The sequence below is a fragment of the Moorella sp. E308F genome, from assembly GCF_006538365.1.
In the GTDB taxonomy this organism is placed as follows: Bacteria; Bacillota; DSM-521; order Neomoorellales; family Neomoorellaceae; genus Neomoorella.
This window is the reverse complement of the sequence record NZ_BJKN01000001.1, coordinates 1,280,198-1,290,000: the sequence shown is the minus strand read 5'-3', so window position 1 is coordinate 1,290,000 and position 9,803 is coordinate 1,280,198. Positions and strand designations below refer to the sequence as shown.

The following is a 9,803-nucleotide window of genomic DNA, read 5'->3' as shown; positions in this document are numbered from 1 at the left end:
AGCCAGGGTGTGCCCCTCTTCATCTACCAGGTGAAGTACGCGTACTAGTCCGCCACGCTTATGGCTGTGCCGGTTGCAGCGCCCTGCCGCCTGTATGATGGAATCAATAGGGGAGAGATCGCGCCATACAATATCAAAATCAAGATCCACACCAGCTTCTACTACCTGGGTCGAGACAACTACTGGCTTTTGTTTAGAAGATAGAGCTTGGTTGATTTCCTCGACCCGTTTTTTTCTTTCCAAGGGTACAACGTTGGTGGAAAGATAAAACATCAACGGCTCGTGCCCTTGTTCCCGCAAAAACTGCTTTATGCATTGGTAAAGCTCCAGGGAAGAGTTAATGGTATTTACTATAAGCAAGTAAGAACGTGAAGGGTCATATTGGCGAGCAAATTCAGCTGCCACCTCTACTACCCGTTTAGGACGTAAATCTACCTGGACCTGCACCCGGTTCAGCCGGTTAAAAAATTGCCTGACCAACTCTTCATCGCCCACCAGTTCTATGGCCTCGCCGTACTTGAATAGCAAGGGCTTAGTAGCTGTCATTAAAATGATGTAAGCCCCAAAGTATTCAGCTAGTCCCTTTAGCACCTCCCGCACTAGCTCCCAGTACTCCACCGGTATGTTCTGGACTTCATCCATAATAACTATGGACCCTAATAGTTTGTTCGATTTTTTTAACATGCGATTTTGAAAGCCTATAAGGGAATGTAATAGCTGCACAAAGGTAGTTACAATTATCTCGCTCTGCCAGCTCTCTATAAGCAATAAAGATTCCTCCAGGCTAAATTCTTCCCCCGCATTTTCCCCTTCCAGCTTATAAATGGTGTCGGCCAGGTAATGGTGCTTGAGGAGGTAATTGCTTTCCTTAGCAGCGAAGTCCTTGAGGGATGCTCGCAAGACATCGCCAAAAACTGTAAAAGTCTGGTCAATTATATTGGTAAAAGGAAGGGCATAAATAATCCTCGCACTATAACCCTTTTCCCTGTGCAAGCGCTCCCTCAACCGTAGGGCGGCGCTCAAGGAGGTCAACGTTTTCCCCGCGCCTGTGGGAGCCGTGAGAGTAAACAAATGCTGATCTAAAGAAACACGGGTGATGGTATTAGTTACTTTCTGGTAAATCTCTTCCCGTAGCGAATTTATGTCATCGCTGGAGGAGGCAGCAAACTTTTTCTCTTTAAAACTATCCACAGCCCCGGGAGGTAGACAGCAACGGGGAACAGCCCCTACTCCCCCAGCTTCCCTCTTGTCAGCATCTATCAGGGCTGAGTACAGGGCCAGCAGGAGGAAATAGGCCTTTCTCCTAGTAAAGCCATCCGCCTGTTTGAAGCGCCGGTGCAGCCGGTAAAGCTGGGCATATATTCCCCGCCAGCTAGAGCAAAACGTCTCCAGTAGGTCGGGAGAAAAAAAGTTAAAGGGTTCCTGGGCATTAAGCAGGCTGGGAAAAATATCTTCGCGCCGAGCAAACAGGTCAGCGACCTGTTCCTCGACTAGTTGCAATTTATACCTTAAGGACGGCTGGACTTCTGTAAGCTCAGGATCTTCTAAATCGCCAGGTCTGACTAGGTGTCTTTCCAGGTTATCTAAGTTGGCATGATGCCGTGTAATCGCCATAAAACATAGAAGGGGTGCAAAGGCTAAGGTGGCTTCTAAGATGGTTTCCTCTTTTTTTAGTAGCGTTGCTACCAGGTAACTTCCCCAAAGGCCTGAAATAAAGGCGTGGTGATGTTTGTCACCATCCCTAACCTTTTCCAGAAGGTACCTTTGAAAAAAGGTAGTATATTTGCCAAAGTCGTGGGTAAATCCCGTTACAGCGGCAAGCAATGGCAGGACATCCCGCCCTGGCCCCGGGATGTCCTGCAGGCATTCCTGCATTTCCATGGCCACTTCCCTTAAATGCAGGTCCAGCGGTTTACCGGGATGGGAGTAAAACTCCATTACCTATACCTCCAGGAAACTCACAACCTCTTCCTCTCCCGCCCGATAGCGCAGGGAATATACAGGGACTTTAAATATACCGCGCAGCTTCTTTTGGTTCTTTTCGTAAATTATGGAAACTGGCGGCCGCAGTTCCCGGCCAGGGCCAAAGCTTTGGGGAGCTTTTTCCCTTATATACTGGAGGTCACCGCCCTCACCATTAAAATTCAACCGCTCTATGGCCTGAGCATTGCATACTGTCACCAGTTCGACCTCCCTCCCCGGCTGCACCTCCTGGATACTCTTTTCACTCACCAAATCTACCAGAATCGGCTTCGCTATGAATTCGCTTAGCCCCAGGTAAAGGGGATAGCGGCTTTTCCCTTCTTCCAGATTTGCTGCCAGCTTTCCTGTAATCTCCTTATCTGCGTGGTAAAAATATACGCGGTAGCGCAAGCTGGTAAATTCCTGAGCAGGCAGAAGTATCTCCAGGGGGATCTGGGTACCACCCCCGCTGCCGTTGACTTCATTGATGTTTTTGGTCCGTATATAATTTACCGTCTGAATGGTCTTCCGCACCGGCGCCTTGATGGCCGCAGCCAAGCGAGCCTTAGCGGGCGACAGTAAGTCATAATAGGAATCCCGCTCCCACCCTAAGATAGCAGCGACTATCCCCATCAAGGCTGTTCTGGGGGGAAAAGCATAGGAGAGGGAGGAGGAATTGGTATAAAATTTACGGAAATGTGCCATGGGACCGACCAGGTCGAAAACCACTATGTCCTGCATAAGCCGTCGTTCCTTCCTGTTTCAGGCCTGCAATACCTGAACTCTGCCCTTACCTATCACTCCTTCTAACCACAAAGGAAGCCTCACTTTTTGTCCCTGGTACAGCGTGCAGAGGTGTTCGTGCTGCCAGCAATATACCCGAGCGACTCGGGGAGCTATGCTTTTTAAGCAGTCAGCCATTCCATCAAGACGCAGCTTCACATCGCTAATTTCCCTTAAACCCGTAGTCTCCTCCAGGCTTAAATATTCACGCAGGTCTCCACAGAAGGTATCGGCATCCCTGTATTCCAGGCGGAGGTAAAGCCGCGGGTACTGGCCGATCTTGCTCCTGGTAGCCAGCAACGGGATGGCCTTGAGGAGGGCTTCATCCAGCAAAGCAATATCGGCTTCGGTCAAGCCCGTCTTCTCCGCCCGGCGGGCGCTTATAATGCCATGAAAGGCAATAAGGGAATAATATACCCGGTAATCTTTACCTATGGTGCCCTGCTCCTTACCGCTTTCGGCAGCAAACTGGGAAGTAATGCTTACGGAATCCACCAGTGTAGCGCGGTTAAGGGAGTATCCCCAGTTGAACTGCACTGGTCCTATGAAAGTCAGGGAAGAACCTATTCTGCCGCCATCGGCTTTGATGGGCATAGTAGCACCGAAGAGCCGCACGTCTATAAGCTTCTCCGATAAGGCCGGTATGTCCTCCTGTCCTACTTTATTCTTGCCCAGAATAACTTTGAGGCGTTCGGTGGCGTTGACCACGCCCTCAGCCTTGGTAATATAAATTTGCTGTTCCTTATCTTTAAACTTATCCTGTAAGTAATCCCTTATGTACCGCTTGAGGCGGACATCGCTTACTAGATTGCGTTCCCGCTCATAGTCCATACGGGGGCGGTTTTCATCGTCGGGATCCCCGTTAGGATTGCACATCTTGGCATCGTAGATGTAAAGGATTTCCCCGTTATTTTTTACTAATTCGGCCATTTAAGCCCATACCCCCTTGGCAAGATGGTTCTATGCCTGTTCTTCTTTGCCCTTGTATGAGGCAGCCCGGCGCACGCCATAGGAATAACCCGACAGGAGATAGAAAACATTTTCTTCCGGGGAAAGAGGCCAGTTGTTCACGTACTGGTCCATAACTTTTTTCATTTCAGCATACAGCCGCTCATTAAAAGTGAGAATCTTGTACTGGTGCAGCAAATTGAAAACCACATTGGCCAAATGCTGGAGGCGAGCTAGGCTCATACCCTGATAATTGATCTTTTCCAGGACCGGCTTATTCTCATGGCCATGCTGGGCCTGGCTCCAGCCCACCTGCTCGATCAAATACCCCAGCAAGAACATAGCTGTTTGCGCCCCGTTATATCCCATTTCCTGCAAGAATGATTTCATATTCTGGTCCACGTTAAGCTGCTGAAAATCCTCACTCACACCCGTCACCCCCTTTAATTGGCCTAATTTACGCAACAGGTACAGGAAAAGGTTGGCTTGCAGTACCGCCATGGCCATACTATATTTCACATACTTCTCATCCTTCACCCTGATATTACTGTTAGAGAAACGCCGCAGCTGATAAATAGCAATTAGCTCGGTAAACTGATTGATGAGGAAGGCATAATCAAACTGCCTCTCGCTGATCAAGGAATCGTAGATGTCCAGTATTTTCTTGTATTCGTTTACGTCACCGGTCTTCAAAGGTATTAAGTAATAGATCTTTTGCAAATCAATAACCCATTCCCTGCTTTCACCCCCCAGTAAGCCTTTACCGACATCGCTAACCTTGTTTATGCTTCTTACAAGCTTCTTAATACGCGTGGGAGAAACATCCTTGATCAAACGCAATACTTTAAATTCGCTTCGACCGGCGGGCTTGTGATAAAATAACAGGTTGAGTATAGCCTTATTGTCCAAAGGACCTTCCTCTAAGAACTCGTCCAGTTCCTTTTCCAGTTCGTAAAGGCTCTTAAGATTATTGGCCACCTTAATAGTATTGATCACGTAGGCAGCCCAATCTTCCAAATCCTTTTTAGCCGGTAAGGCTTCAAAAAGAAAGCCTGGAATGACATAACAATTAAAGTTCCCTATTTGGGTGTTGAGCCAATTTTTGACGAACTTTTCGGCAGCCAGTAGATTGCGGTAGCAACTCGCACAAAGGGTAAGGTTATGGTAGAAACCTTTTTCTGTCACCCCCGAAGCAAAGCTAATTTTGTCAAGTATGTAATACTTAAATTCTAGCTCCTTGAATACATCTACTGCTACTTGGCCCGGCAAGCCGCAACTGGAACAACAACCGGAGATAGTTTCCTCTAAAGCATCCTCAATCTTAATGCGGTAAACAAGGTCTCTATACTCCGAGTGGCAGCTTAAAGGTACTCCATCCACACTCACCACCCACAGGGCAATCTCGTCCTTACTCAGTCCCCATTTTTTCCTAATCCAGGCTTCCACCGCGTCGGTTAATTTCTTGAGAAAGTTTTTTGAATTCCCCTTAACCTGTTCCAGGAGTCCTGTCATGGAAAAGCTCTCTCCCGTCAGGCCAAAACCCTCAACATCCAGGACCTTCATACCTCCCGGCATATCCCGGTAAAAGTGGGTTATGACCTTCTCCACCTGGGCCCTTAAGGAACTCCCTTCTGGCAACTCTCGGGCTATATTGGGTAAGGTCTGGGACAATATATAGTTCAGTGAAGGAGTAGCTGCCGATCTTTGCGGCTTGTTGCCCTTGGCATTGCCGATCCAGAGATATTTCTTAGGAGTTTCTTTTTCCTTAACCTCCTCCACTTCTACATTAATCTTGCCAGCCCGGGTATCAAAATCTAACAAAATTACCTTTCGGGTTTGGCCTTTACGGGTTTGACTGGGTAGAGGCTCCAGTATATTAGATATGAATTCTTCCCTTCCTATGCCGGCCAGCACCTTACCCAGCTCGGACATGGCCTCCAGCATTCTTTCCGCCTCCCCCTTGTTCTGGAATAATTAGTTATTGCTCCTGGGCCGATTTAGCAAATCACTTCTTATGAAGGTCGCGAGTATTCACAGCATCCAAATCCCTGGGAATTCTTGGAACCAAGCCCGGCATTAAGAGCCACCTCTAAAAGCTGAGGATCGCCTCGCAAGCGATAAGTACCCATCCACCCTTTAATTACCGTGCCTTTGTATTTAACTACTTTAAAATCCTTTTCCTTAACCCCGGCTGGCGCAATGCTAAAATCGCGCGTATCACCCGGCCGGCCAAATATTAACAGGTATTTTTTAGCCAAGTTGGCCAAAATGAGCTCGCAAAAACGCGGCTCAAAAGGCGAATAGTAATAAGTGTAACGGCCAGCAGACCTCTCCAGAGTGCTGTATACCACAACGGGGGAAAGCATTTGAACCTGGATCTCCCTTTCCCGTACCACGGTATCGATTACTTCCACCCGTTCCACTTCCAGCAGGGCATCCCCCAGCCTGACCTGTCCCTGTTTCAAAAAGCCGTTACCCATTTCCTGCACTACAAAGGAGATGGGGGAGCAAACCGTAAACTTTACTGGCGGAGAAAAAATCATTTTCTGGCCAGCTCTATCGACTCGCAACCGCCCGTGAAGGCGGGAGAAAGTAAAAAGCTTAAACTTCCGCCGGCCTAATTCAAAGCCCTGTTCATGTAAGAAACTCCTCAAGGCTGGTTGCTCTATCTTGTGATAAAGGGCTGCTTGAAGAAGGTGATTGTATTCTACAGGCAATATGAAATCACCGGCTGCGTTAAAGGTAACAGTCAAGCGCATAAATTCACTCCCTCTGCCTCACCGGTAGCAGTACGTCATAGAAATAATGCTAGCGCACCTGCCTAGCATCTATTATAAAAACCTGAACCGTCAAATACTGACGGACATAAGTGTGCCAAATAAATTTTTGACCTCTAATATGACCTTGCGCCCGCCGGAAACGCACAGGTGAACAATAAAATCCTGTTGCCTGGCGCGGCGCACCTCACCATACAGGGTGCGCAGCAGAGCGCGCAGGTCGGCATCGTTGCAAAAATCTTGTATTTTCCCTCGCCCTGAGGCTACTGGAACTGGGCAAAAACCGATACCCTGGTAGCAGGGACCCGCAAACTCGCCGGCAACTATCTCCAGGGCCTGGCGTACCGCCGGGTTCTCTGTATAGATTACGGCGACCTCGCTGATAGATCGACCGCCGGCAAGCAAGCAGTCAAGGGTAATGGTCACTACCTGAGGCTCCACACCCAGGGTGGCAATCAAAATTTCGGGATGCTGCCGGTTTTTCTTGGTGTGTTCCATTTCATCATGCCTTTAAGCTCCAGGATGGCCAAGACTATTGAGTACCAATTTTTTTAGTAGGAAATTACTACTGTATAACAGTGGTAAGGCAGTAATTCGACACCAAGGGAAAAAATTCCTGCTCCAGCGCTGGACAGAATTAAAGTTTGTTGTCCACCTAAATTCATCCGTACGCCAGGATTGAAAAACCCGGTCAGCAATGGCTATACTAAAGTTAGATTGGTGGCTACCGAAAAGGCCTGCTGGAAAGTCATAATGAGAGGAGGCGACTGCAATGGGTATTTACCAGGAAGAAATGATAATCCCCGTTAAGAACAGCTATACTTACGAGGACTACGCCAGGCTGCCGGAAGGAACTCCCTTTCAACTAATCGGAGGTAAACTCATTATGACGCCTGCACCCGATACCTATCACCAGATCATACTAATGCGTATGATTGAAAAGCTGTTGTTTTTCCTTGCGGGAAAGGATTTGGGGATACTTTTTACCGCACCTGTAGATGTATTTTTAGAGGAAAAAGAAACCTACCAGCCGGATATTATCTTTATCGCGAAGGATAGAATGCATATAATCGAAACAACAAAAATAAAAGGGGCACCCGACCTGGTAATAGAGATTCTTTCTCCCTCTACCGGCTATTATGACTTAAAGAAAAAAGCCCGTGTTTACGCGCGGTGCGGTGTAAAAGAATACTGGATTGTAGATCCCGAAGATAAAAGCATTGAGGTTTTTCAGCAAAAGGAGGGAAATTTCGTCCTTGTCCATCATGTCGAAGAAACGGGCCAGGCTAAATCCATCTTACTGAAAGGATTTGCAGTAGAAGTAAAAGAAATTTTCGCTCCACTTCAGTAGCCCATTTGCTCCAAAGTGGCTGGCTTGCTTCGTTGCTGATTCCTGTTCTATCCACTTGCGGTGCTTTAACATGGCTTCAAGCAAATGACGCCAGAATATGATTTCTCAAGATCACGTCAGCGAAACATCGGCTGCCAGCACGCCAACGATCCTGCCGCTGCCGTCCCGTATAGGCAAAGACAGGGTGCGACAGGGTTTCCGGGTAATAGCTGACACATACACCGTTGATATATACTCTTCCCCGGCCATGGCCCTCTGCCACCAGGGACGGATCCGGGCGTTGGCCAGGGCGGCTGGCGGCTGCGAGAAAATAAAGGTACCGTCGCTGCGGTTGGAGTAAACCGCTTCCACATCCGGTCTCTTAGCCAGCCATTCCCGAAGAACCACTATACTTGCGATTGGTGCCAAGGTGGGTTGTATTTGACGCTTACGGAGCAACAGTTTAAAGGCTTGGGTATAGACCTTTCCCGCCAGACAATGGCCAACCAGACAATGGCCAACTGGGTGCTGTACGGGGCAAATAAGTGGTTAGCCCTTATTTACGACCGCCTCCATGAATACCTGCTTAAAAGAGACATCCTCCATGCCGACGAGACCACCTTGCAGGTGTTCCAGGAACCTGGAAGGGAAGCTGCCACAAAGTTTTGCAAACGGCTCTTTGCCATCGAGCGCGAGTTGAAAGATAAAACACCGGAAGAACGCTATCAAATCCGCCAGGTGCGCAGCCGGCCCGTGCTGGACGCCTTTTTGGCATGGCTAAAAACCAGAAATCCCGGGTACTGCCCAAAAGCACTTTTGGGCAGGCGATTTACAATTGCCTGGGCCAGTGGGATAAACTCGTAGCCTTCTTGCAAGACGGGCGTCTGGAACTCGACAACAACCGCAGCGAGCGTTCCATCAAGCCGTTCGTCATCGGCCGCAAGAACTGGTTGTTTGCCAACACCCCGCGGGGCGCCAAAGCCAGCGCCATTACTTACAGTATTATAGAAACAGCAAAAGAGAATGGGGTAAATCCCTTCCAATATCTCATTTACCTCTTTGAAAAACTTTCCAACCTGGACCTCCAGGACAAAGATGCCCTGGATCAACTCCTGCCATGGTCTGCTTCTTTGCCTCCTGTCTTTCGAATGAATAATTAAGCTTGTTTTAGCCCCCGCCTTAGATGCAAAGTGAGGGTTATTTATTCTTCGGCAAATGGTGGGTTGTATTTGACGCTTACAGACGAACTGGCAGGTTCTGATTCCTCTATGGTCGATCGGTACATTTCTTCTAGTTGGTAACGCCTCGTTTGAAGAAATGTTCAGATTCCTCTATGGTCGATCGGTACAACCAGCCGCGTAAGTGATGATAGGCACCGTATCCTGTTCAGATTCCTCTATGGTCGATCGGTACCGCGATAGGGAAATGGTGGCGCCGGGCTAAAGAAGGTTCAGATTCCTCTATGGTCGATCGGTACCCGGTCCCCTGGGCAATCGGCCTGGGGGCAGCCGTAATGTTCAGATTCCTCTATGGTCGATCGGTACGGGGTATTTAAATGCCCGGGAGCCGAAAATTAGACGAGTTCAGATTCCTCTATGGTCGATCGGTACCTCCCTCCCCATCTTTCTCGATAACGGCATTTAGGGTTCAGATTCCTCTATGGTCGATCGGTACTATTTTTCCAGCCCACGGCGTCAACTGCTTTTTTTAGTTCAGATTCCTCTATGGTCGATCGGTACAGCCGTTCTTACCGAGCGATTTGGCTATTTGGTGTAGTTCAGATTCCTCTATGGTCGATCGGTACTCCGACCCAACGCAAGGTCTCGCCGTTGATGGTAAGTTCAGATTCCTCTATGGTCGATCGGTACTCCTGGCACCTCCGGTAATAAAGCTGACTATATAAACGTTCAGATTCCTCTATGGTCGATCGGTACTCTAAATTTCTTTTTTCCATTTCCACCGCAAAACGGGTTCAGATTCCTCTATGGTCGATCGGTACAGGT

Annotated in this window: 9 protein-coding genes, 1 pseudogene and 1 CRISPR repeat array (1 of these 11 cut by a window edge); of the genes and pseudogenes, 3 read left to right on the top strand and 7 right to left on the bottom strand. The window is 48.4% G+C overall.

Translation table 11 applies throughout. The annotated features are described in order from the left end of the window. From cas3 to E308F_RS06355, 6 genes are all read right to left on the bottom strand, one after another. Positions 1–1,938 (bottom strand): CRISPR-associated helicase Cas3' (gene cas3, locus E308F_RS06380; RefSeq protein WP_141264036.1); only part of this gene is annotated, 1,938 nt, incomplete at its 3' end. 3 nt (positions 1,939–1,941) lie between these two features. Then, positions 1,942–2,703, bottom strand: coding sequence for a CRISPR-associated protein Cas5 (cas5, locus tag E308F_RS06375; RefSeq protein ID WP_141264035.1), 762 nt, complete (start codon positions 2,701–2,703; stop codon positions 1,942–1,944). 21 nt (positions 2,704–2,724) lie between these two features. Then, complete coding sequence (gene cas7b, locus E308F_RS06370; RefSeq protein ID WP_141264034.1) at positions 2,725–3,675, bottom strand: type I-B CRISPR-associated protein Cas7/Csh2; 951 nt, start codon at positions 3,673–3,675, stop codon at positions 2,725–2,727. A gap of 30 nt (positions 3,676–3,705) precedes the next feature. Beyond that, positions 3,706–5,637 carry a TIGR02556 family CRISPR-associated protein gene (locus E308F_RS06365; RefSeq protein ID WP_141264033.1) on the bottom strand — a complete coding sequence of 644 codons (1,932 nt, stop codon included), beginning with the start codon at positions 5,635–5,637 and terminating at the stop codon, positions 3,706–3,708. Positions 5,638–5,705: 68 nt separating this feature from the next. Then, positions 5,706–6,452 (bottom strand): CRISPR-associated endoribonuclease Cas6, encoded by a 747-nt coding sequence (gene cas6 / locus E308F_RS06360; protein ID WP_141264032.1) that lies wholly within the window; start codon positions 6,450–6,452, stop codon positions 5,706–5,708. Positions 6,453–6,542: 90 nt separating this feature from the next. Continuing rightward, positions 6,543–6,968, bottom strand: a complete 426-nt coding sequence (locus E308F_RS06355) for a CRISPR-associated ring nuclease (RefSeq protein ID WP_141264031.1) — start codon at positions 6,966–6,968, stop codon at positions 6,543–6,545. A gap of 274 nt (positions 6,969–7,242) precedes the next feature. On the opposite strand from E308F_RS06355, the gene E308F_RS06350 reads away from it, so the two are divergent. Continuing rightward, positions 7,243–7,821, top strand: a complete 579-nt coding sequence (locus tag E308F_RS06350; protein ID WP_141264030.1) for a Uma2 family endonuclease — start codon at positions 7,243–7,245, stop codon at positions 7,819–7,821. Between the two features lie 111 nt (positions 7,822–7,932). Here the strand turns inward: E308F_RS06350 and E308F_RS06345 are convergent, their stop codons facing one another. Then, positions 7,933–8,208, bottom strand: coding sequence for a PDC sensor domain-containing protein (locus tag E308F_RS06345; protein ID WP_216364469.1), 276 nt, complete (start codon positions 8,206–8,208; stop codon positions 7,933–7,935). Between the two features lie 90 nt (positions 8,209–8,298). On the opposite strand from E308F_RS06345, the pseudogene E308F_RS16865 reads away from it, so the two are divergent. Both E308F_RS16865 and E308F_RS16860 read left to right on the top strand, forming a co-directional pair. Beyond that, positions 8,299–8,723: pseudogene (locus E308F_RS16865) on the top strand (IS66 family transposase); the annotation flags it as partial. Positions 8,724–8,750: 27 nt separating this feature from the next. Then, complete coding sequence (locus tag E308F_RS16860) at positions 8,751–8,960, top strand: transposase domain-containing protein (RefSeq protein WP_373995953.1); 210 nt, start codon at positions 8,751–8,753, stop codon at positions 8,958–8,960. Positions 8,961–9,054: 94 nt separating this feature from the next. Then, positions 9,055–9,803: direct repeats of the CRISPR family, unit length 29 nt; unit sequence GTTCAGATTCCTCTATGGTCGATCGGTAC; it runs 2,800 nt beyond the window's last position.

Coding starts and splice junctions, on each gene's coding strand:
- cas6 (WP_141264032.1), bottom strand. CDS start 6,452: ATGCGCTTGACTGTTACCTTTAACGCAGCCGGTGATTTCATATTGCCT.
- E308F_RS06350 (WP_141264030.1), top strand. CDS start 7,243: ATGGGTATTTACCAGGAAGAAATGATAATCCCCGTTAAGAACAGCTAT.
- E308F_RS06365 (WP_141264033.1), bottom strand. CDS start 5,637: ATGCTGGAGGCCATGTCCGAGCTGGGTAAGGTGCTGGCCGGCATAGGA.
- cas7b (WP_141264034.1), bottom strand. CDS start 3,675: ATGGCCGAATTAGTAAAAAATAACGGGGAAATCCTTTACATCTACGAT.
- E308F_RS06355 (WP_141264031.1), bottom strand. CDS start 6,968: ATGGAACACACCAAGAAAAACCGGCAGCATCCCGAAATTTTGATTGCC.
- cas5 (WP_141264035.1), bottom strand. CDS start 2,703: ATGCAGGACATAGTGGTTTTCGACCTGGTCGGTCCCATGGCACATTTC.